This is a genomic window from Rhodococcus sp. LW-XY12, from assembly GCF_019317345.1.
Classification (GTDB): domain Bacteria; phylum Actinomycetota; class Actinomycetes; order Mycobacteriales; family Mycobacteriaceae; genus Rhodococcus; species Rhodococcus pyridinivorans.
Genome location: NZ_CP079225.1, coordinates 559,414 through 581,618, shown reverse-complemented (window position 1 = coordinate 581,618; position 22,205 = coordinate 559,414). Strand labels below are relative to the sequence as shown.

At 67.0% G+C, this 22,205-nt stretch carries 20 protein-coding genes and 1 pseudogene; 10 read left to right on the top strand and 11 right to left on the bottom strand.

Features of this window, described 5'->3' with window-relative positions:
* The first annotated feature begins 92 nt into the window (after positions 1-92).
* Genes KXC42_RS02775 through KXC42_RS02750 form a run of 6 tightly spaced genes read left to right on the top strand, consistent with a single transcriptional unit; the run spans position 93 to position 5,043 of the window.
* Entirely contained in the window at positions 93-647 is a 555-nt protein-coding gene (locus KXC42_RS02775) for a MaoC family dehydratase N-terminal domain-containing protein (protein WP_064061699.1), read from the top strand.
* Positions 644-1,051 (top strand): Zn-ribbon domain-containing OB-fold protein, encoded by a 408-nt coding sequence (locus KXC42_RS02770; protein ID WP_064061698.1) that lies wholly within the window; start codon positions 644-646, stop codon positions 1,049-1,051. The genes KXC42_RS02775 and KXC42_RS02770 overlap by 4 nt, the downstream gene beginning before the upstream one ends.
* Positions 1,048-1,458 carry a MaoC/PaaZ C-terminal domain-containing protein gene (locus tag KXC42_RS02765; protein WP_200359366.1) on the top strand — a complete coding sequence of 137 codons (411 nt, stop codon included), beginning with the start codon at positions 1,048-1,050 and terminating at the stop codon, positions 1,456-1,458. The genes KXC42_RS02770 and KXC42_RS02765 overlap by 4 nt, the downstream gene beginning before the upstream one ends.
* Entirely contained in the window at positions 1,455-2,639 is a 1,185-nt protein-coding gene (locus KXC42_RS02760; RefSeq protein WP_033096887.1) for a lipid-transfer protein, read from the top strand. The genes KXC42_RS02765 and KXC42_RS02760 overlap by 4 nt, the downstream gene beginning before the upstream one ends.
* A gap of 39 nt (positions 2,640-2,678) precedes the next feature.
* Positions 2,679-3,911 (top strand): acyl-CoA dehydrogenase family protein, encoded by a 1,233-nt coding sequence (locus tag KXC42_RS02755; protein ID WP_033096888.1) that lies wholly within the window; start codon positions 2,679-2,681, stop codon positions 3,909-3,911.
* Between the two features lies 1 nt (position 3,912).
* A complete protein-coding gene (locus KXC42_RS02750; protein WP_039585801.1) occupies positions 3,913-5,043 on the top strand; it encodes an acyl-CoA dehydrogenase family protein in 1,131 nt (376 codons plus the stop codon).
* Positions 5,044-5,113: 70 nt separating this feature from the next.
* Here the strand turns inward: KXC42_RS02750 and KXC42_RS02745 are convergent, their stop codons facing one another.
* Positions 5,114-5,710: a TetR family transcriptional regulator gene (locus KXC42_RS02745; RefSeq protein ID WP_373922192.1), complete on the bottom strand. Its 597-nt coding sequence runs from the start codon at positions 5,708-5,710 to the stop codon at positions 5,114-5,116.
* A gap of 256 nt (positions 5,711-5,966) precedes the next feature.
* Here KXC42_RS02745 and KXC42_RS02740 point away from each other — a divergent pair, with 256 nt between their 5' ends.
* The gene (locus tag KXC42_RS02740) at positions 5,967-6,485 is read left to right on the top strand and encodes a flavin reductase family protein (protein WP_006551933.1); all 519 of its coding nucleotides are present in this window, start codon (positions 5,967-5,969) and stop codon (positions 6,483-6,485) included.
* A 53-nt stretch (positions 6,486-6,538) separates the two neighbouring features.
* On the opposite strand, the pseudogene KXC42_RS02735 reads toward KXC42_RS02740, so the two are convergent.
* From KXC42_RS02735 to KXC42_RS02700, 8 genes and pseudogenes are all read right to left on the bottom strand, one after another.
* Positions 6,539-7,225: pseudogene (locus tag KXC42_RS02735) on the bottom strand (MFS transporter); the annotation flags it as partial.
* 236 nt (positions 7,226-7,461) lie between these two features.
* A complete protein-coding gene (locus tag KXC42_RS02730) occupies positions 7,462-9,357 on the bottom strand; it encodes a sensor histidine kinase (RefSeq protein ID WP_257606015.1) in 1,896 nt (631 codons plus the stop codon).
* Between the two features lie 681 nt (positions 9,358-10,038).
* The gene (locus tag KXC42_RS27690) at positions 10,039-10,290 is read right to left on the bottom strand and encodes an FAD-binding protein (RefSeq protein ID WP_367889063.1); all 252 of its coding nucleotides are present in this window, start codon (positions 10,288-10,290) and stop codon (positions 10,039-10,041) included.
* Between the two features lie 396 nt (positions 10,291-10,686).
* Complete coding sequence (locus KXC42_RS02720) at positions 10,687-11,100, bottom strand: MmgE/PrpD family protein (RefSeq protein ID WP_082331794.1); 414 nt, start codon at positions 11,098-11,100, stop codon at positions 10,687-10,689.
* Positions 11,101-11,318: 218 nt separating this feature from the next.
* Positions 11,319-12,242 (bottom strand): VOC family protein, encoded by a 924-nt coding sequence (locus KXC42_RS02715; RefSeq protein ID WP_019290121.1) that lies wholly within the window; start codon positions 12,240-12,242, stop codon positions 11,319-11,321.
* A 34-nt stretch (positions 12,243-12,276) separates the two neighbouring features.
* Entirely contained in the window at positions 12,277-13,455 is a 1,179-nt protein-coding gene (locus tag KXC42_RS02710; protein ID WP_006551939.1) for an acyl-CoA dehydrogenase family protein, read from the bottom strand.
* A 192-nt stretch (positions 13,456-13,647) separates the two neighbouring features.
* Positions 13,648-14,514, bottom strand: a complete 867-nt coding sequence (locus KXC42_RS02705; protein WP_019290122.1) for an alpha/beta fold hydrolase — start codon at positions 14,512-14,514, stop codon at positions 13,648-13,650.
* Positions 14,515-14,619: 105 nt separating this feature from the next.
* The gene (locus KXC42_RS02700; protein ID WP_019290123.1) at positions 14,620-15,513 is read right to left on the bottom strand and encodes an IclR family transcriptional regulator; all 894 of its coding nucleotides are present in this window, start codon (positions 15,511-15,513) and stop codon (positions 14,620-14,622) included.
* A gap of 274 nt (positions 15,514-15,787) precedes the next feature.
* On the opposite strand from KXC42_RS02700, the gene KXC42_RS02695 reads away from it, so the two are divergent.
* The 3 genes from KXC42_RS02695 (at position 15,788) to KXC42_RS02685 (ending at position 19,675) form a co-directional block, all read left to right on the top strand.
* Positions 15,788-16,933 (top strand): 12-oxophytodienoate reductase, encoded by a 1,146-nt coding sequence (locus KXC42_RS02695; protein WP_019290124.1) that lies wholly within the window; start codon positions 15,788-15,790, stop codon positions 16,931-16,933.
* Between the two features lie 226 nt (positions 16,934-17,159).
* Complete coding sequence (locus KXC42_RS02690) at positions 17,160-18,506, top strand: MFS transporter (RefSeq protein WP_219130426.1); 1,347 nt, start codon at positions 17,160-17,162, stop codon at positions 18,504-18,506.
* Positions 18,507-18,622: 116 nt separating this feature from the next.
* Entirely contained in the window at positions 18,623-19,675 is a 1,053-nt protein-coding gene (locus KXC42_RS02685; RefSeq protein ID WP_200359359.1) for a ferredoxin--NADP reductase, read from the top strand.
* A 70-nt stretch (positions 19,676-19,745) separates the two neighbouring features.
* Here the strand turns inward: KXC42_RS02685 and KXC42_RS02680 are convergent, their stop codons facing one another.
* Positions 19,746-20,549 carry an SDR family oxidoreductase gene (locus KXC42_RS02680; protein ID WP_006551944.1) on the bottom strand — a complete coding sequence of 268 codons (804 nt, stop codon included), beginning with the start codon at positions 20,547-20,549 and terminating at the stop codon, positions 19,746-19,748.
* Between the two features lie 317 nt (positions 20,550-20,866).
* The gene (locus KXC42_RS02675) at positions 20,867-22,045 is read right to left on the bottom strand and encodes a Rieske 2Fe-2S domain-containing protein (RefSeq protein ID WP_219129897.1); all 1,179 of its coding nucleotides are present in this window, start codon (positions 22,043-22,045) and stop codon (positions 20,867-20,869) included.
* Between the last annotated feature and the right edge of the window lie 160 nt (positions 22,046-22,205).

Sequence of the window (22,205 nt, the reverse complement as noted above, 5' to 3'; positions counted from 1 at the left end):
CTGCTCCTGCTCAGTGGGAATCACGGGAACTCGCTTGTCGGCCCCACTTAGCGTGACGACGAACGCGCGCGTCGAAGAGGAGTGACTGGGCCATGCAGACCGTCGAGCAGGATTACGAGAAGTACGTCGGGCAGGTGGCCGAACCACCCCGCGTGGCCCGATACGCCGTCAACGACGCCATGATCCGCAACTGGGTCGAGGCCCACGACGACTTCAACCCGATCTACGTCGACGCCGAAGCCGCGCGCGAGACCGGACGCGACTCCGTCGTGTGCCCGCCCGCCATGATCTCCACCTGGATCATGGCCGGCTACCGCCGCTGGCGTGACGTGCAGCGCAAGCGCGCCGAGGGCGTCGTGGAGGACTTCGCATACTCCCGGATGCTTGCCGACCTCGATCGGGAGGGTTTCACCTCCGTCGTCGCGACGAACGTCGAGCAGGACTACCACCGCGAACTCGTCCCGGGCGACCACATCACCGCCCACTACACGATCGAGTCCGTATCCGAGGTCAAGCGAACGGGTCTCGGCCACGGCCGATTCTTCACACTGTACAAGCGCTACGAGGACCAGAACGGCGAAGTCGTCGCCGAGGAACGCTTCCGGATGCTCCGGTTCAACCCGAACACCGACAAGGAGACGCGATGACCGCCGTCCCCCGGCTCACCATCACCCAGGACAACCAGTTCTGGTTCGACGCCGTCCGTGAGGGCCGACTCGAGATCCAGCAGTGCAGCGAGTGCGGCACTCTGCGCCATCCTCCGGGTCCGGCATGCCCCGCGTGCCGCTCGTTCGAATGGAAGACCGTCGAATCCTCACGGCGCGGAACGCTTCACAGCTGGACTGTCATTCACCACCCGCAGGATCCGGCCTTCGAGTACCCGCTCGCCGTCGGACTGATCGACCTCGACGAGGGGATCCGCATCGTCGCCGACATCGCGGGCGCCGACCACGACACCCTCGAGATCGGCATGGAACTCGAGGTGGGATTCTCCGAGCACGCACACGGCGAGATCCTGCCTCAGCTGCGCAAGCCCGGAGGAGACGCATGAACCTCGCCGAATGCACTGTCGGACAGGAACTTCCCCAACTCGCCCTGCCTATGGATCGCACCACCATCGTGGCTACCGCGATCGCCTCGCAGGATTTCGAGGATGTGCACCACGACCCGGACGCCGCACTCGGACGCGGCACACCGGACGTCTTCATGAGTATCAATGCCACCAACGGTTTCGTCGACCGGTACGTCACCGACTGGACCGGACCGTCGGCGCGGGTGCGCCGCGCGTCGCTGCGCCTGGGCGTGCCCTGCTTCCCCGGCGACCCCATGCACATGAACGGTGAGGTGACCGCCGTCGACGGCGCGACCGTCACCCTGAAGGTGCAGGGCCGCAACAGCAGAGGCGTCCACGTCACCGCGGAGGTCGTGGTGGAGCCGTACGAGAGGAAGAGCCGATGACCGTCAAGGGCTTCTCCGGAGCCGCCGCTATCGCCGGTATCGGAGCCACCGAGTTCTCCAAGAACTCCGGCCGCAGCGAATGGCAACTCGCGTGCGAGTCGGTCCTCGCCGCTCTCGATGACGCGCAGATCGGCGTCGAAGAGGTCGACGGCTTCGCGCTGTTCACCATGGAGACCAACCCCGAGATCGCCGTCGCCCGCGCGCTCGGCATCCCGGAATTGAAGTTCTTCAGCCGGATCCCGCACGGCGGTGGCGGCGCCTGCGCACCCGTGCAGCAAGCCGCACTGGCCGTCTCGAGCGGTGTCGCCGACGTCGTGGTCGTCTACCGCGCCTTCAACGAGCGCTCGGGTCACCGTTTCGGCGCCGGGCCGCCGCCCTTCGCATACAACTCGAACACCGACCAGGAATACCGGAACTGGATCAACCCGTACGGCCTGCTCACTCCCGCTCAGCAGGAGGCCTTCCTGGCCCGCACCTACATGCACAAGTACGGGGCGACCAGCGCGGACTTCGGGCAGATCTCGGTGCTCTCGCGCAAGCACGCGGCGAACAACCCCAAGGCCTGGTTCTACGAGCGGCCCATCACTCTCGACGACCACCAGAACTCGCGGATGCTCGCCGACCCGCTGCGTCTGCTGGACTGCTGCCAGGAGAGCGACGGCGGACAGGCACTGGTCATCGTGAGTGCCGGACGCGCACGGGATCTTCCGCACCCGCCGGCGATCATCACCGCTGCAGCGCAGGGTGTCGGTCCTCAGCAGATCTCGATGAGCAGCTACTACCGCGAGGACATCGACGCGATGCCCGAGGTCGAACTCGTCGCCCGGCAGATGTGGGCACAGGCCGGCTTCGGTCCCGAAGGTATCGACGCCGCGATCCTGTACGACGCCTTCACCCCGATGGTCCTGCTCCAGCTCGAGGAGTACGGCTTCTGCGGTCACGGTGAGGCGAAGGACTTCATCGCCGACGGCAACCTCGAGGTGGACGGGCGACTGCCGATCAACACCCACGGCGGTCAGCTCGGCGAAGGCTACATCCACGGCGTCAACGGCATCGCCGAAGGCGTCCGGCTCATCCGCGGCACCTCCGTGAACCAGCCGGCGAAGACACTCGACAACGTGCTCGTCACGGGCGGATCGCCGGTGCCGCACAGCGCGATCGTCCTCTCGGCCGACCGTTAGGCCCGCAACCCGGGCCCCGACCACCTCTCAGGAGACCACATGCATCCCGAGCTGTCCGACAAGTCACGGCGGCTGCGCACCGAACTGCGGGAGTATTTCGCCCGCATCATCGACGACGACGATCGACGCGCCCTGGTCGATCAGACCGAGGGTGGACCGGTCTTCGACAAGATCTACCGGCAGATGGGCGCCGACGGCTGGCTCGGTCTGGGGTGGCCCGAGGAGTACGGCGGACGCGGGGAGGATCCCGAGGCGCTGTACGTCTTCTACGACGAGACGATCCGCGCCGGCGCGCCGGTCTCGCTGGTCACGCTCAACACCGTCGCCCCCGCACTGATGAAGTACGGCACGCAGGAGCAGAAGGACTTCTTCCTTCCCAAGATCCTCACGGGTGAACTGAAGTTCGCAATCGGGTACACCGAGCCCGGTGCCGGCACCGACCTCGCTGCACTTCAGACGCGGGCACGCATCTACGGTGACGAACTCGTCATCGACGGCAACAAGCTGTTCACGAGTTCGGCCATCTTCGCCGACTGGATCTGGCTCGCCGTGCGCACCGATCCGGACGCGCCTCGCCACAAGGGGATCTCGGTCGTGCTCGTGCCGACCTCGTCGCCGGGCTTCTCCGCCACCGAGATCCAGACCGTCGGCGGAATCAGCACAGCGGTCACGTACTACGAGAACATCCGCGTTCCCCTGAGCAACGTCGTCGGCGAGCTCAACGGCGGCTGGACCCTCATCACGAGCCAGCTCAACCACGAGCGTGTCGCGCTGGCCGCCCGCGGTGGCATCGCCAACGAGATGTACGACGAGGTCCTCGCCTGGGCGAAGCAGGAGCCCTTCGGCCCCGGTGTGCTGTTCGACGTCCCGTGGGTGCGTTCGACTCTCGCCGAGGTCTACGCGCTGCTGTCGGCAGCCGACCTCGTGAACCTGCGCCTGGTGTCGGACATCGCGGCCAACACCCTCGACGGTGGCGACTCCGCCGCAGCGAAGGTGTTCGGAACCGAGGGTGTCGTCGCGGCCTACGGAATGTTGCAGGAGGTGCTCGGCGCCCGCGGTCTGCTGCGTCCCGGTAGCCACGGCGCCGTGATCGAAGGCCGCGTCGAAGCGCTCGGTCGACGCGCGCAGAACAACACCTTCGGTGGTGGCAGCAACGAGGTGATGCGCGAGATCGTGGCGGCGAAGACCCTCGGAATGACCCTGGGCGCCCGTAGGCGCCCCGACGCGACGGCACAGGCTGCGGTGAAGACGCCGGCCGAGACGAGGAGCTGACATGGAATTCGAACTCGATGACGACCTGATCGCGGTCGAGGACCTCGCGTCGCAGGTCTTCGGTTCGCTGGCCAAGGTCGAGCGTGTGGTCGAGGTGGAGCGCAAGGAGGGCGGTTTCGACGCCACCCTGTGGCAGGCACTCGCCGACGCCGGGATCCTCGGACTCGCTCTGCCCGAGTCCGTCGGCGGCGCCGGCATGGGCATGCTCGGGCTCACGACGATCCTGCAGCAGCAGGGCCGCCGCGTCGCACCCGTTCCCGTGTGGTCCACCGTGGCCGGTGCGGCTCTTCCGCTCGCACAGTTCGGCACGGAAACCCAGGTCGAGCGTTACGTTCCGAAGCTCATCGACGGGTCGGTCGTCCTGACCGGCGCATTCGACGACACCCCCGGCGCGAGCCCCACGGTGACAGCGATCCGCAAGGGCGACGATCTCGTCATCAGCGGTGAGATTCCGTCAGTTCCGTGGGCTCCCATCATCGCCGGCGTCGTCGTCCCGGTCCGCTGCGACGACGACTCGGTCGCCGTGGTGGTCGCACCGGTGGACGCGACCGGCGTCGAGGCCGTCCCGGTCGCCGTGACCGGACGTGGCGCCGAAGCCGCGGTGCGCTTCACGGACGTGCACATCGGAGCCGAGGACGTCCTGCCCGGTGACGGTGAGGAGATCGCGACCTGGACCCGTCGTCGTATCCGCATCGCTCTGGCAGCCGTTCAGCTCGGGGTGTGCGAGGAGACGCTGCGGGCAACGGCGAAGTACACGTCCGCGCGCGTACAGTTCGGCCGCCCGCTGTCGACGAATCAGGCTGTCGCATTGCGCGCGGCCGATGCCTACCTCGACACCGAAGCGATCCGACTCACGGTGCGGAAGGCCGCGTGGTTGATCGACGTCGGACGCGAGGACGAAGCCGACTCCGCGGCCCTGGTCGCCAAGTGGTGGGCGTCCCGCGGCGGTGTGCGGGTGGGCTTGACCGGCCAGCACCTGCACGGCGGCATCGGCGCCGACATCGACTACCCCATCCACCGCTACTTCCTGTGGGGCCGGCAGCTTGCGTTCACCTTCGGCGGCGCCGACGCGACGGCAGCTGCCCTCGGGGACGTCCTGGACACCGCACCCCCGATCGGTGCGGCCGGATAGTCTTCTCGCACCGATGACGTGAGTCCTTCTCCGCAGACCGCGGAGGGGGACTCGCGTCGTTTCCGGTGCCCTACTCCGACAGGTGCGCGAGCAGCAGGTCGCAGCTCCTCCGCACATCGGCCTCGGTCTCCTCGAGGGTCGCTCCGCCGTTGAGATAGGTCACCAGCAGTCCGGACCACAACATCGACAGCAGCCGCACGGCGTTGCGATCCTCCTCTGTCGGCTCGTCGAGGCCTGCCCTCTCGAACAGGATTCGGTGGAACGTCCGCCTCACCTCGGTGGAGTCCGGAACCACCGAGGCCGGGGCGGTGCTGTTGGACAGCAACATCGCGGAGGCCAGGCGTGGTCGGTCGACGAACCGGCGGGTCATCTCGACGAGCGTCTCGGTGATCGCCTCGCGCGCGCTCGTCCCCGGTTTCCGTTCGGGCAACCGGTCGGCGCCGAGCTCGAGCCGGTGGAGCAGCAACGCCACGAACAGGTGCGTCTTCGACGGAAAGTACCGGTACAGGGTGCCGATCGCGACCTCGGCGTTCTTCGCCACCTCGGTCATCTGCACGCGGGCCAATTCGTGCTCGGACCCCAGCCGCGCTGCAGCCTCGAGGATCCGCACATGGCGTCGCCGTTGTTCGACCGAGGTCGGCTCGGCTCCGTCCCGCGCCTTACCGATTCTGGGCACCGGTCCCCCTTTCCACGATGACGACCCGTCGATTCTGCACCGAACCGCCCGGCAGATTGTCGCATCGCGGATCGTCCACGGTCCCGAACGGTGGGAGCACGGGCACCGGACGTCGTGCTGGGACGGCATCGGATCCGAGCGTCCACTGAGCGAGAAGCCGGTCCGTCCCGACTTTCTCGGGCCGTAACGTCGGAGTCGGAGAAGGACGGTCGGAGTCGACCTCCACGATCGAATCGGAGTGAGCCACATGCAGACCCGGATACCGACCCGCGACACCGACCACAGGATCGAACTGCCGGGCCCCGACGAGATGCGACGTGCCATGGGACGGTTCGCGAGCGGCGTCACCGTCGTGACCGGTCTCGACGAGGACGGGCCCACCGGCTTCGCATGCCAGTCGTTCGCGTCGGTCTCGCTCGAACCGCCCCTCGTGTTGTTCTGCGCGGATCACCGCGGGCGCGCGTGGCCGCGGATCCGCCGCGTCGGCCGGTTCACCGTCAACGTGCTCGGTGCCGACCAGAGTGATCTGTGCGCGCGTTTCGGGTCGAGCCGCGGTCCGAAGTTCGACGGTCTCCACTGGGAATTGTCCCGCTGGGACACTCCGTCGCTGCCGGATGTCCTGCTGCGGGTGCACGCATCGGTGGAGGACGTGCACGTCGCGGGTGATCACGACGTCGTCATCGGCCGGGTCGCCGAACTGGAGTGCGTCGGCGACCGGAGTCCGATGGTGTTCTACCGCGGGGCGTTCGGGCTCGACGCGCGGTAACTCCGCGGATACTTCCTCCGTCCGCCGCTACCGACGGGCGGAGGAAGTCGTCGTCACACCCTCACGGAGGGCGTCGCGCCGGCGGCAACCTTCGCGAGACGGGCCCGGCGCGACTGCGGACCGGCGACGGTGAGGACAGCCGCGAGAAGCGCGACGCCTGCGCCCGTCAGCAGGACGACCCGGAAGCCGGACTCCGTGGGAATGGTATGACCGGCGAACGGCACGCTCATCTGTGCGAGGACGACACCGACGACGGCGGAAGCGGAGGACGTGCCGACCGACCGCATGAGACTGTTCACGCTTTTGGCGGATGCCGTCTCCGTGGCAGGGACCTCCCCCATGATCAGGGCGGGCATCGCACCGTATGCGAACCCGACTCCCGTTCTGCAGATCGTGGCGACGACTGCCAGGCCCAGGACCGATCCCATCAACAGCAGCCCTGCCGTGTACCCCAGAGCGATGATCAAGCAGCCCACCAGCAGCGTGGTCTTCGGGCCGTGGCCAGCCGAGAGCTTTCCTCCGATGGGAGAGACCGCCATCATCATCAGACCACCCGGTGCCATGCACAGACCCATCATGATCATGGACTGGCCGAGTCCGTGACCGGTCTCTTCCGGCAGCTGCAGGATCTGCGGAAGAATCAGCGACTGGGCGTACATCGCGAAACCCACCACGATCGAAGCACTGTTGGTGAGCAGCACGGGCCGGCGGGCGGTGACGCGCAGATCCACCAACGGATCGCGAACCCCGGCTCGAACGCTTCAACAACGACATCGAACGCTTGACGGGGCATCCGTGGCCGCGCCCCCGGGTCCGCAGTGCATCTTCCCGACGGGTCCGTCGGGGGGATGTGAGCCGGGGGTACCGTGCGAACACGGTTCGGTGGCCGGCCGAGACCACCGGCAGACCGGAACACCCGCGGTACGAGTGATGCCACCGCCGTCGAGACGGCGGTGGCATCACTTCCGGTCACACGTCAACCACGATGCTTTCCGGGGGCAATACCTCCGGCAGGCGTCGTCGACGGCACCAAGGACGGAAGTTCCTCGGTCCTGAGCCGGCGGGGGCGTTCCGTCATCACGGTGGGCTGGACCGTGTGCACCTCGCTGAGGAGAGCGGCCGGGAAGTAGACCGACGCCGTGACACCGGCGTTCGTCTCGGTGTCGAAGGTCGGCCTCAGACGCACGCTCATGCCGTTGCGGGCCGCCAGACGCCCGATCACGAACAATCCCAGTTGACGCGGGGCGTCGACATCGGCATTCTCACCCGCCGCGAGACGGATATTGATCTCCTCCATGGTATCTCGGGGAATACCGATTCCGCGATCGGCGATATCGAGAAGCAGGCCACCCTCCACGGCGGAGGAGAACTCGAACCTGACGGGAGTGGTGGGCGGGGAAGCCCGCAGCGCGTTGTCGACGAGTTCGGCCACCAGATGCACCACGTCGTTCACCACCTTACCGACGAGATATCCGCGCGGGGTGTTCCCGATCTGCACCCGCTGGTAGTTCTCCACCTGGGACACCGCACCGCGGAGCACGTCGCCGAGCGGTGCGGGCCCGCTGCGAGTACGCGGGCGCGTGCCCGCGAGAACCAACAGGGATTCGCCGGTACGCCGCATGCGCGTCGCCAGATGATCGAGAGCGAACATGCTCTGCAACCGGGCGGAATCCTTCTCCTCGTATTCGAGAGATTCGATCAGCGAGAGTTGCTGTTCGACGAGAGTCTTGTTGCGGCGTGCCAGCGTCTCGAGCATCACGTTCACCTGTTTCCTCAGGTGGGCCTGCTCGCCGGCGAGACGCAGCGCCTGCGTGTTCATCGAATCCACCGCTCGGGAGAGTTCGCCGATCTCCTCGTCCGTATCGGTGCCGACGGGAGCGAGACGGACGGTGTCGATGTCGGCCCCGTCCTTGACCGCCGCGATGGCGGCGGGAAGCTCGGTGTTCGCCGCTGCGAGAGTGTTGTCTCGCAGACGTCCCAGGGGCACCGACAGGGAACGGATGACTGCTATCGCGAGGAGCAGGGCGAGTACGAGTGCTGCCGTGACGAAGAGCGCGTCGCGGGTGGCCGCGGTACGTGTCTCGTCCGCCAGTTCTTCGAGCGTCCCGATGATACGCGCGCTGGCGCTGTCGATCCCTTCCGCATAAGACCGGGACGCCGAAAGTACAGCGTTGCGAAGGTCTTCCCCGAATTGCCTGCTCGGCGTGAAGTTCTCGATCAACCTACGGCGCGCTTCGATACCGCCGAGCATCCCGTCGATCTGCCCGGTATCGAGCCCCGATCCTCGAAGGAGCCGCAGCGTCGACTCTTCGGTGTTCATGGCGCCGGTCGCCAGGATCCGGGCGGCTTCGGGGTTGGTGGCCAGCAGCCGGAAGGACTCCATCTGGTCGAGGAGGTTGAGCTGCGCGTCCCACATCAGGAGCAGGTTCGTGGCGTCGACGAGAGCGTCGTGGTTCTCGAACTGATCGAACAGATCTCGGAAGATATCCCTGCACCGCACCAGGAAGTCGGTGGTCATGCGACCGAACTCCTCGGCTCCGAGGGAGGAGTTCATGACCGCGGCGTAGAGCTGGTCGCCCTGCGCGAGCAGCGCATCGAGTTCTACGGCGACATCGGAGCTGAGATCGCTTCCTGCGGCGAGTTCCCTCAGAGTGTCCATGGACTGCGTCACATCGTCCGCGGCCACGCTCTTGGGCGTGAATCCGAGGCTCGTGGCGGCGGTAATGCTGATCACAGCGATGGAGAAGTCGAGCAGCGCCGGCGCGACAACGGTCTGCTCGGACAATGCGGCCGACCGCTGCGCCTCGTCGAGCTGAGTCGTGACGCGCACGGCACCGAGAGCGACAGCGAGGACGAGGGGAATCGACAGCACGGCCGCGAGTCTGTATTTGAGACGCCAGCGACCGATCTGCAGCGCACCTGTTCGGCTCGGCTCCAATTCTCGGATCTCCCTTTCACGGTGAAGAGAACGTGCTTTTCGGACATAAGTTTCATCTTTCCGAAACGTTCTACACCAGATCCTCGTTCGGGCACATACTTCGTCCCGGGCACGGAGACGAATTCCGTGCCGGTCGTCCTCGCCCGAGGACCGGCTCCCTACGAACCGGTCGGCCGAACCGTCGATCGCCGCAGGACGAACACCGCCGTCGAGGGCTGGACCGCACACTTCCGCACCGGAGACGACGAGGAATCCCGGCGGCAGCCCGCCCCCGCCGGCCCCCGACAACCGTGCCCAGTCCTGTGTTCGTTCATCGATGCCCCCTGTTCGCGGCGTCGAACATACACAATGCGTGCGGAGGACGGTGAGGAGGTCCGCCCTTTTCGCCTACGGCGACAACGCTCCTCGCGTGCTCGAATACCCGATCAGGCCGCGCACCCGGCACCGAGGTCCGGTCGCCGACCGCCGGCGCGAATTGCAGAGCCGGCGCACGGCAGGGGTCGCGAACCCGGCATCGCCCCGTGGCACGCTCGCACGACACGAGACGCGGAGCCCTCCTGGACCCGGATCCGGAATGCTCCGCTCATCGCATCCGAGGGGACATCCCGGTGCCACTCACTTCGCCGCCGCACGCATTCCCGCGCGCCGGCCGAAGAAGCTACCGTCACCGAGGGAGATGCCGCTGCAGTAGCCCCACGCCGAGAGGCCGGACGTACAACGGCCCGCCGCATACAGACCGGGAATCGGATCTCCGCCCACGTGAAGAACTTCCGAGTCCACCGAGGTCTGCAGTCCCCCAGGGTGAAACCTTCGGTCATGCCACGCAGATCGATCGCGGCGATCGGCGATCGGAGGGGCCGCACCCACTCCGCCTTCATTCCGAGGACCGGATCCGTCCCCGATTCGGCGTGCCGATTGTAGAGCCCCACCGTCGATCCGAGAGTTCCTGCGGGAAGACCCATTTCGGACTCGAGCTCCGACACCGTCTCACACCCAGGTCGGCTGGTGACGGAGTTGCGGACTCGAAGTTGGTGTGGCCATTCCTTCCTCGTAGGCCTGTTCGTCGATGACCAGGAACGCCTGATTGTCGTTCTGGTACATGGTGAGCTGGCCGGTCCGCCCGGGAGGTTGAAGGCTCCGTGGATCGCGGCACGATGGTCGGGTTCGATACTCGTTGCCGGCGTGTGGAACACCCGCTGGCTGTAGGCGCCGGGGTTGAGCCGAACCTCGATGTGTTCGATATCGTCCGGCCCCCGGCCGTGTTCACGGACGAGCGCGCGCAACGCATCGATGGAGGCACCCGTGTAGCAGCAAGGCCGGGCAGTACTTCACGGCACTGTCGAGTATCCACCACTTCATCTTTCCGTCGACGACCTCCATGAACGAGCATGCGAGGTTGAGCCGCGCGGTCATGTCGTAGCCGACAGCGACGGCACGGAGCAGGCTGTCGCCGGACGCATCGACGCGTTCGGCCTCGGCGCGGGCCGAGGAGACCACGATCGTCGCGAAGTGCGCCGAGTCGAAGAGTGTGTCGTCCGCGTCGAGCGCGTAGGTGATATCGGAGTTGAACGCAGCAGCAACGGCAGCAGGCGCTTTGGTCGAACGGCCGAACACCGTGGCCTCCTCGACCCCACCGAGGCGGTTGATCACCTTGTGTGCCATGCGAGTACGTTCCATGCGTAGGGACGGCCCGCGTCGAGATGCGTGAGGATCCGGCACGATCTGTAATCCACATCACTCTCCCCGAAGCCTGTGACGCACCGCCTTCCGGTCCCGCTCACCGGGAGCCGCCCTCCCGGGTGTACCGAGGCGATCGGACAGGGCCACCGACGCGACGATGCCACGGCGTCGTACGCCGTGGCATCGTCGGAAGGCATCCGGGTGGACGAACTCGATCAGCCCACCGGAGGCGAGAACGCCGCGAGCGGCTCGGAGCCCGACCAGTCGTGACCCCAGTAACTGTCCGCGGTGATTTCTTCTGCGGTGTAGAAGGTTTCGTCGACGAGCATGCCTTCGGTACCGAACTCGAGGTCCCATCCGCCGGGGGCACGCACGTAGAAGGAGACCATCTTGTCGTTGGTGTGCCGGCCCAGGGTCGACGAGATCGAGAAGCCCAACTTGTTCACCCGGTCCAGGGCCTGACCGACCGCGTCGAGCGTCTCGACCTCGAGCATCAGGTGCACGAGGCCGGGTTCGGCGGTGGGGGGAGCCGGGCACAACGCGAGGCTGTGGTGGCGGCGGTTGACGCCCAGGAACCGCACGCGTCGCACGGGCGGCGGTGCCGACAGGCCACCGAGCCGCGTCGCTCCGCGCGGCAGGAACCCGAGTACCTCGGTGTAGAACTCGTAGGACTCCGCGAACGCGGCGGTGGGCAGGACGACGTGGCCGAGTCCCTCCTCACCGGTGTGGAAGACACCGGCGAACGGCGTCACGAGGGGGCTGTGGTCGAGCACCGGACCGAAGAACACCTCGGTGCGGGTGCCGCCCGGATCGTCGAATGCGATGACCTGCTCGGCGTCGCGGTAGGTCGACTCCTCCTCGGAGAGGACCTCGACGGCGATGCCGGCCTTCTCGACCGCTTCGCGCACGCTACGCAGCGCGAACTCGTCGCGCACCTCCCAGCCCACGGCGAGTGCCTTGTCGACCTCACCGGGCAGCACGATCAGGCGTGCCCGCCGCTCGTCGACACGCAGGTACAGGCCGTCGGGTTCCGGGCCGGTACCGATCGCCATGCCGAGTCCGTCGACGACGAGTTCGCGCCATCGTGCGATGTCTGTGGTCTGGATCCTGAGATAACCCAGGCCCCGAATATCCGTCATATCCGAATGTTCCTTCGCCGTAATGGATGTGATGTCAGATCATCGACCGCATCATGCCCTGCGGCTCTTCGCCGAGCTGGGTGAGCGTCGCGGCGTGGAAGATCGAACCGGGGACGTGGATGGCGTGGCTCAGACCGGCGTGGGCGTCGCGCCAGAAGCGCTGCAGCGGATTGCTCAGCTGCAGCGCGCCGCCGCCGGCCCGCGAGAAGATCTCGTCGACGGCGCGCACGGCCCGCCATGCCGCGGCGACCTGGGTCCGGCGTCCGATCGCGCGTTGCTCGAAGGTGACCTCGATGCCCCGCTCGGTCAGATCCCAGAAGCGGTCGACGGTTTCGAGCAGGGCGGCGCGCGACGCGGCGATCTCCGCTGCGGCGTCACCGAGGTTCGACAGCACGTACGGGTCCTGCTTGATCGCGGTGCCGGACACCGTGACCCGCTCGCGCTGGGACTCGATGTAGCAGTTCAGCGCACCCTCGGCGATGCCGATGAGCGACGAGGTGATGCCGAGCGGGAAGATGCACGAGAAGGGGAACTTGTAGAGCGTCTCGTCGCGTCCGGCGTCCTGCCACGCCACCCCGCCCATGACGCGCTCGGCGCGCAGGGTCCGGTACTCGGGGAGGAAGGCGTTCTCGACGATGAGATCCTTCGAACCCGTGCCGCGCAGGCCGACGACGTTCCAGCTGTCGTGGTCGATCCGGTAGTCCGACCGCGGCAGCAACACGTGCAGGCTCTGTGGCGGGTTCAGGCGGTTGCCGTCCTTGTCGCCCACGGCCGCACCGATCATCACCCAGTCGCAGTGGTCGGTGCCCGACGAGAACGACCAGCGGCCGTTGAGGATGTATCCGCCGTCGACGGGGGTCGCCACACCCATCGGTGCGTACGGGGAGGCGATCCAGGTGTCGGGGTTCTCGCCCCACACCTCCTCCTGGGCCTTCGGGTCGAAGAAGGCCATCTCCCACGGGTGGACACCGACGATGCCGCTGACCCAGCCGGTCGCGCCGTCCATGGCGCCGATGGCCATGGCGGTCTCCGCGAACTCGCGCGGGTGCGCCTCGAGGCCCCCGAATTCCTTCGGTTGCAGGAGACGGATGACGCCGGCGTCGCGGAGCCTCTTCGCGCTGCGGTCGGTCAGCCGCATCAGCGTGTCGCCTTCGGCGCCGTCCGCGCGGATCTCGTCTGCGAACTCCGAAACGGAGTCGAGCACCTGTCCCATGATCTCTCCAGCTCTGTGAGGGTGACGCCCCCGATACGGCGTGGTGAGCGTCGGTTCCGTTGACGCCTACGGTCTCAGGTGGACCGCTCCCGTATCGTCGTTTTTCCACTGAGCGGGAGCGGTCGATGGGGCTGAGCGGGAGCGGTCGATGGGGCTGAGCGGGAGCAGGTTACGAGTCCGCGCGGACGGGGCCTACGCGTCGTCGCGGCGAAGGAACGCGAGCACCGCCGACAGCCACGCCTCGCGCGCCTCGATCATCGTCCAGTGGCCGCAGTTGGGGAAGACGTGGAGCTCGCCGCGGCGCAGTTCGCGCATGGGAAGCATCGCCATGTCGACGGGGCTGACACGGTCGTCGCGACCCCAGGTCAGCAGCACCGGTGCGGTGATCTTGTGGAGCTGCGCCCAGTACGGGGTGGCGTCGGAGGCGGCAGCGGCCTTCGCGCCCGCAGCGAAGGCCGCGGTGCTGTACATGCGTCGGGCGATCTCGAGGGTCTTCGGTTCGGTGGCCAGTGCCCACCGCTCTTCGATGAGTTCCTCGGTGACGATCGCGGGGTCGTAGACCATCGACCGCAGCCAACGGACGAGCTTGTCGCGCGTGGGGTCGTCCGTGAACTCCATGAGCAGCCGGATGCCCTCGCCCGGCGACGGCGCGAAGACCGAACGGCCGGCGCCTCCGATGGTGACGAGCTTCTTCACCCGCTCGGGCTGCGCGATCGCGAACTGCGTCCCGACGATGCCGCCCATCGAGTTCCCGATGATCGACACGCGGTCGAGGCCGAGTCCGTCGAGGAAGTCGGTCACCGCGACCGAGGCCATCGCCATCGGGTGTCCTTCGCACGGGTCGCTCACGCCGAAGCCGGGGAACTCCAGGACGAGGCACCGGTAGTGCTCGGCGAGATCGGCGAGCACACCGCGGTAGTTCCGCCAGCCGGTGACGCCCGGTCCGGAGCCGTGGAGCAGCAGGAGTGGTTCACCCTGACCGGCTTCGTGGTAGCGGAGGGTGCCGCGGTCGGTCGCGAGTTCTCTCGCCGTGTTCTCGAAAGTCGATTCCGTCGTCATGACGAGAAGGTTTCCAGTGATCCACCTCACGCGGCTCGAACGTTCCCGATCACCGGGATGTTCCGCCCGCCAGGGGGCGGTGCGTGATGCTGCCGGCTCCGGTCGTCAGATCCAGCCGTTCGACTGCGTGGCGAGCATTCGCTCCATGACCTGCGGCGACCACGACGCTCCGGACGTGCGTGCGGCGCGATTGCGTCGAGGGGTGTCGAGTTCGGGATAGAGCGTGCGCGAGATCGTGCGGACCGCATCGGCGACCAGCGGCGCGATGCGTTCGAGGTGGCCGGGGCGGGTGGGACCGCACAGGGAGATCGCGGCGACCGACGATGCAGGGCTGCGGATCGCGGCGCCCGCACAGGACATACCGGCGGTGGCCTCTCCGGTCTCGAAGGCCAGACCGTGGCGACGGCGGATGCGGTTGAGTTCGAGGTGCAGGGTCGACAGATCGGTGATGGTCCGCTCGGTGCGACGCGGCAGTTGCGGGCCGGGGTAGAGGGCATCGACCTGCTCCGGCTCTAGTCCGGCGAGCAGCGCCTTGCCGCCGGCGGTGGCGTAGGCGGGGACACGTCCGCCGACCCGCGACGGCAGTGCCGCGGCGAGCTGGCCGCCGATCTTGTCGAGGTAGACGCAGTCGGGCCCGTCGAGCACGGACAGGTGCGCGACCATCCCGGTGGTCATGTGCAGTTCGTGGAGGAGCGGCGCCGCGGCCTCACGGACGCGGATGTGCCCACTGTCGCCCTCTCCCATGGACTTCGCACGACGGCCGAGGCAATACCCGAACGACGCGTGGTCGATCCAGTCGAGTCGCACCATCTGGTCGAGGATGCGGTGGACCGTCGAGCGCGGAAGCCGGGTGCGGCACGCGACTTCTTCCAGGGTGAGCCGCGACGAGAGATCGTCGAAGGCATCGAGGATGAGGGTCATTCGCTCGACCATCGATGCAGGCAGTTCGCGCTTCGGTGCCTGGGAGACCTGCGTACGTTGCGCCTCGGACATCGTCACCCTTTCTCCGGAATCCGATCACCCACGAAAGCAAGAATTGAAATTGATTCTTGTGAGCGATGCCCAGAGTACAAGGCGAGTGACCTGTCGCACAATTCCCGATCAGCGGACTCGATGCTCCCGCGATCTACGTCCCTCCCCTCGCGCTTCCGCCGGCACGTCTCACTGAGCAGGAGGTCCCTGTCCCGCGGACCGGGCGGTGGGTACAACCTCGGATGTGGGCCGAACCCGCCTGCACCCGTCGCCCGCACGAGCCGAAAGAGTCGAGACCACGATGCCGGATACCGAGTCCCCCCTCTTCCGTCCCCTGACGGTCCGTTCCCTCGAGCTCCGCAACCGCATCGTGATGTCGCCGATGACCCGCTCGCACTCGCCGGGTGGCGTGCCCGGCCCGGATGTCGTGGAGTACTACCGGCGACGCGCCGCGGGCGGCACGGCCCTGATCCTCACCGAGGGCGTCGCGATCGATCACCCGACAGCAGTCGACAATCCCCGCGTGCCACACATGCACGGCGAAGAAGCCCTCGACGGCTGGCGTCGCGTCGTCGACGCGGTTCACGCCGAGGGTGGACGCATCGTCCCCCAGCTCTGGCACGTCGGCCCCCTCTGGGGCGCGATGACCGCAGATGTCGACCCCGACCTCGTCCCCATGCGGCCGTCGGGAGTCTGGGGCGAGCTCGGCGTGACGTCCTACGGCGAGGACTACATCTCCCGGGCCTCAGCGCCCACGCGGGCCATGACCGTGGAGGACATCGAGCAGGTCGTCGCGGCCTATACCGACGCGGCGGCCGCCGCTGCCCGAGTCGGATTCGACGGCATCGCACTGCACGGTGGGCACGGCTATCTGCTCGACGCGTTCCTCTGGGAGGGAACGAATCTCCGCGACGACGAATGGGGCGGCGACCTCGAGCGCCGCACCCGTTTCCCCGCCGCGGTGGTCGCCGCCATCCGCGCGCGCATCGGCGACGACCTGCCGATCTTCTACCGGTTCTCGCAGCACAAGCAACAGAACTACGAAGCCCGGATCGCCCACACCCCGGACGAACTGAAAGCCGTCCTCACCCCATTGAAGGAAGCCGGCGTCGACGTCTTCGACGCGAGCATCCGCCGGTTCGACATGCCGGCCTTCGAAGACAGCGACCTGACACTCGCAGGCTGGGCCAAGAAGGTCACCGGCGCACATTCGATGGCCGTAGGCAGCGTCGGAATCGCAACGACGTTGCGGGAGAGCCGCCTCCAGGGCAGCGCACCTGTGCGCAACAACGTTCCCGAACTCGAACGACGCCTGGGCGACGACGAATTCGATCTGATCGCCATCGGTCGGCTCCATCTCGCCGACCCGTCGCTCGCGACGACCCTTCGCAACGGCGCGGAACTGCCCGAGTTCGACCGCGCAGTACACGAGGCCGCGCTCATCTGACGCACCGAAATCGTTCTCGCTCAGCGAGATAGAACAGCGTGACAGCCCTCACCTGCGATACCAAGTGATCCGAGCCACTCCCATTCGTGGGGCAGGAAACACGGCCCGCGATCGGGCCGCCGAGAGTCTGGAATGCGCTTTGACGTCCTACGCCAATGACCTCTCCCAGCCGGAATCCGCAACGCCGAAGGGGCGGAGCCGGTTCGACCGGCAGCAGCCGGTATGGGTGATCGTGTCGGTCCTGATCGCCGTCGAGATCATCAGTGCGTTCGAAACATCGATGATGTTCGCCGCGATCCCGACGTTGATCGTCGAATTCGACAGCAACGCATCGACGGTCGGATGGGCGGTGACGGCCTTCCTCCTCGTCTCGGCCGCCTCGGCCGCCGTGTGCGGCCGGCTCGGCGACATGTACGGCCGGGAACGGATCCTGATGGTCCTGCTCGCCGTCGCGGCGCTCGGCTCGATGGTCAGCGCCCTCGGTGACAGCCTCACCAGCATCATCATCGGCCGCGCGATCCAAGGTGTGGCCGGTGCGATCCTGCCGCTGTGCATCGGGCTGGCGCGCGAGCATCTTCCCGCTTCCCGCGTTCCCGTTGCCGTCGCACTGATCTCCGGCTCGGCGGTCGCCGCCGGTTCGGCGTCGCTGCTCGTCGCCGGTCTGCTGATCGACAACGCCAGCTGGCACATGATCTTCGTCGTCGCCGCCGTGTACGCGATCTTCGCCCTGCTGCTCGTCTGGTTCGTCCTCCCGTGGCGCCGGCCCACCGGGACCTCCGAGAAGATCGACTACATCGGTGCGGTCACCTTCGCCGGCGCGGTCGCCGCGATCCTGCTCGGCGTCAACAAGTCCCAGTCATGGGGCTGGTCGGACCCGCCGACCCTCGGTCTCATCCTGGGCGGGGCCGTCGCTCTGGTCCTGCTCGTGCGGTGGGAACTGCGCACACCCTCCCCCATCATCAACGTGCGCCTGTTCGCCGACCGCAAGTTCTCGCTCACGATGCTGGCCACCGTCGCGATCGCGGTGGGACCGCTGGGCGTGGTCACCATGATCATTCCGATCATCATGCAGACGCCGTCCACCGGCGACTTCGGCCTGGGCCTGAGCGCGACGCACGCGGGTTGGCTCTCGTTCATCGGCTCCCTGTTCGGATTCGTCTGCACTCCGCTGAGCGGCCGGATCTCCGCCGCGGTGGGTTCACGCGCGTCGATGCTGCTCGGTACCGCCCTGTTCATCGTCGGCGTCGTCGTCATGCTCACCGCGCACCACTCCGTGGTGGCCATGACCGCGATGGTCGTCGTGGTGTCGGTCGCGACCGCCTTCGCCTACACGGCGATTCCGAACCTGATCGTCGAGTCCGTGCCCGAGCACAACACCAGCGAGACGACCGGCACGAACGCCGTGCTGCGTACCGCGGGTCAGGGTGTCGGAACGTCGATCGCGACCATGCTGCTCGCGTTCGCTGCGACCCCACTCGCGGGAATCAACATGGTCGGCGGCATGCTCATCGCGCTCTCCGTGGTGACCATCGGGATCACCTTGCTGATCCCACGCAGTGTGCGCACCGCCTGATCCGAACGCCCGTCTCCTCCCGTGTCCCGATTACCGGGAGGAGACGGGCGTCGGCGTCCGTCGGCGTTCTACGGTGATCCGATCGAGAAGTATTCGTATCGAAGGGAACCACTGCGATGACAGCCGTTGAGACACCGGTCGGTTCACGCTCCGTCGTACTGACCGTCGGTGCAGTCGTCCAGGAAACCGCCGACGCCGTTTCGCTGGTTTTCGACGTGCCAGAAGAGCGCCGCGCGGGCTTCGCCTACAAACCGGGACAGTTCCTCACCCTGCGCATCCCGAGCGATCGGACCGGTTCCGTGGCACGGTGCTACTCGCTCGCGAGCTCCCCCCACACCGGCGAGCCTCTCAAGGTCACCGTCAAGCGCACCGCCGACGGATACGGATCGAACTGGCTGTGCGACAACATCACTGCAGGGCAAACCCTCGAGGTGCTGCCCCCGGCGGGCGTGTTCACTCCGGTCGATCTCACCGAGAAACTCGCACTGTTCGCCGGAGGCAGCGGTATCACGCCGGTGTTGTCCATCCTCGAGTCGGCTCTCCACAGCGGCAATCGCAACGTGGTGCTCGTCTACGGCAACCGCGACGAGAAGTCCGTCATCTTCGCCGAGAGGCTGCGCGAACTCGCCGCCCGGCACGCCACTGCCCTCACCGTCGTGCACTGGCTCGAGAGCGTGCAGGGCCTGCCGACGCCGCAGCAGCTCGCGACCCTGGTCTCTGCCTTCGCCGATCACCGCGCGTACATGTGCGGACCCGGGCCGTTCATGGATACCGTCCGCGAAGGCCTGCTGCTGGCCGGCGTCCCGAAGGACCGCATCCACGCCGAGGTCTTCACCTCCCTGTCCGGCGATCCGTTCGCCGACGTACCTGCCGTCGAGATCGACGAGTCGGACACCGACGCCGCCTCCGTGACGGTGCAGCTCGACGGCGAGGAACACGACCTCGTCTGGCCGCGCAGCGCGACTCTCGTGGACATCATGCTCTCGAAGGGCCTGGACGTGCCCTACTCGTGCCGGGAAGGCGAGTGCGGGTCGTGCGCGTGCACCGTCGTCGAAGGCGACGTCGACACCCCGCCGTCCGCGATCCTCGACGAGGAGGACGTCGCCAACGGATACGTCCTCGCGTGCCAGGCCAAGCCGAAAAGCAAGCACGTGCGCATCGACTTCTGACCCCCGACAATGAAGCGTCCCCGGCTGCCGTTCCGCAGCCGGGGACGAGTCGTAGAGGAAGCGGCAGAGCTCAGCGGTTCAGGAGCGCTCGCATCGCGGCAGCCGCGCCTCGGACGAGCTTGTCGCGCGGGAATCCGCTGCGCTTGACCGCAGCCTCGTAGTTGCCGCCGGCGACCCACACGGGACCGTCCTGGAGGCGTTCGAGACCTTCACGCGCAACGTCTTCCGGCTCGGCGACGAGCATCCCCGGGATGTCGAAGTTCAGGCCCGCGCGCACCATCGCCGGGGTGCGGGTGACACCGAGTACCAGTTCGACCACGTGCACGCCGTGCGGTGCGAGCTCGAGCCACAGACTTTCGGCGAAGACGCGGCTGAACGCCTTCGAGGCCGCGTAGATGCTCTGGTGTTCGGCACCCATGTAGCCGGAGAGCGACCCGAGCAGCATGATGCCACCGCGCCCGCGCTCTTTCATCGGTCCACCGAACAGGTGCGACAACTCGATCTGCCGGTGGACGTTGAGTTCGATCACGCCGCGGAACCCATCGAGGTCGCCGGTGACGAACTCGTGGCCGTAGCTGTTCGCGCCGGCGTTGAAGATGAACAGGCCGACCTCGATGTCCTCGGTCGCCTTGCGGATCTCTTCCACGGCATCGTCGTCGAGCAGATCCAGCGCGAGGGTGCGCACCTGCACCCCGTTGCTCCGTGCCTTGTCCGCCGTCTCCTGCAGTGGGCCCGGCTTACGCGCGATGAGCACGAGATCGAAACCCGCGCGGCTCAATTCGTCGGCGAATGCCGCGCCGACGCCTTCGGAGCCACCGGCGATGACGGCCCACGGGCCATAGTACGAGCGGTCGAGATCGAGGGTTTCGGCCATCACTGGTCCTTCGGGAGGTAGTCGGAAGCTGAAGAGGTCACTGCACGATGGGGCTCGGATCGGAGTGTCGTCGAAGACCTCGATGACCCCGGAAACAGCCGCCTTGGCGATCGCGGCGTCGAGATGCGAACACGACATCCAGGGCGCGCCGGGTCGCCCGTCGCGCCCGTCGTCGTCCTGCACGACAGGGCAACGACGGCGCGCATCGGTGTTCCACTGGATGGACGTATGCTCCCAGCTGTTCTTCTGGACGAGCACCTGCGCGGCGCATTCGCCGCAGCGCAACGGTTCCATCCGGTTCTGCATGTCTTTGGCTCCTAGCCCGTCGTGGTGGACTGCTGCGCGCCTGCCTGCTCGTCGAGGGCTGCCTTGCGGGCAAGGTTCTCCTCGACCTCCTTCATCCACGCGGCCACCGGACGGGTGGTGTCCATCTCGAACTCGAAGCGGTCGGTCATCGCCGGCTCGACGTCCTCGACGTCGACGTAGAACTGCTCGTACCAGCGTCGCAGCTGGTAGACGGGGCCGTCCTCCTCGCACAGGAGCGGGTTGTCGATGCGGGTCTTGTTCCGCCAGATCTCGATGTCCTGCTCGAAGCCCTTCGCGATGAAGTTCCCGAACTGCTGGGCGGTCTGCAGCGCCTCCTCCCCCTCGAGGCGGTCGGACTTCTTGACGATCATGCCGTACATCAGGACGAACTTGTCCTGGGACACCGGGTAGTGGCAGTTGATGAGGACCGACTCGACGTCGTAACCCTCGTACTGGTAAACGAGATCGTCGATCATGAAGGACGGTCCGAAGTAGCTCGCGTCGGAGCGGCTTCCGAGCATCTTCGGCTGTCCGTCCGCGTGCGGACGAGCGTCCATACGAGCCTGACCCCGCATGAACTGGCTGGCCACGTGGCCTTCGAAGACGTTCTTGAAGTAGACCGGGAAGGAGTAGTGCACGTAGAAGAAGTGCGCCATGTCGACGATGTTGTCGATGATCTCGCGGCAGTTCGTATCGACCTCGGTGGTGTACCAGACCCAGTCGGTCCACTCGTCGCTCGTGGCGCCCTCGATGTGCGGGATGGTCACGTCCGCGGGCGGCGGGTTCCCCTGGGGGTCGTGCCACACGAAGAGCATGCCGTCCTGGTCGAGAGTGTGCCACGCGCGGGTCTTGGCGATCGGAGGAACACGCCGCGCGTACGGGATGTTCTTGCAGCGCCCGTTGCCGCCCCAGCGCCAGTCGTGGAACGGACACGCGATCTCGTCGCCCTTGACCGTGCCCTGGCTGAGATCCCCACCCATGTGCCGGCAGTACGCGTCGAGGATCTTGATCTCGTCGTTGCTGTCGGCCCACACCACGAGCTTGGTCCCGAATGCCTCGATCGAGTGCGGCTTGCCGTCCTTGAAGTCCTTCGACAGGCCGAGGCAGTGCCAGCCCCGGGCGAAGCGGGCGGGAGCCGACCCGGCGACGATCTCGCGGATCTCGGATTGTTCGGAAGTGCCGATGCTCACGGTCGTCCGTCCTTTCGGGAGGGAAGCGTTGAGGAGGTCAGGCGGCGGAGTCCGCTGGAGCATTCCGTCGCGATACGACCGAAACGCTAGGTGATCGGTATCACCCCTGATGAGGTCATCTCACTGGTCGAGACCTTCCGATGTCGTGAGACCGGGCCGG